Annotated in this window: 1 rRNA gene; it reads left to right on the top strand. The window is 49.3% G+C overall.

The annotated features are described in order from the left end of the window. Positions 1-155 precede the first annotated feature (155 nt). Positions 156-213: ribosomal RNA gene (gene rrf / locus OGW44_RS25715) — 5S ribosomal RNA — on the top strand; the annotation flags it as partial.

The following is a 213-nucleotide window of genomic DNA, read 5'->3' as shown; positions in this document are numbered from 1 at the left end:
GTAAGCGTAGCGATACGTTGAGCTAACCGATACTAATGAACCGTGAGGCTTAACCTTACAACGCCGAAGATGTTTTGGCGGATGAGACATCGAAATTCAGCTTGATTACAGATTACATCGACAGACCCGAGAGGTGTGTTGATAAACAGAATTTGCCTGGCGGCTGTAGCGCGGTGGTCCCACCTGACCCCATGCCGAACTCAGAAGTGAAAC

Source organism: Citrobacter sp. Cb023, from assembly GCF_030336805.1.
Classification (GTDB): Bacteria; Pseudomonadota; Gammaproteobacteria; order Enterobacterales; family Enterobacteriaceae; genus Citrobacter; species Citrobacter braakii.
This window is presented reverse-complemented; position numbering and strand designations above follow the sequence as displayed.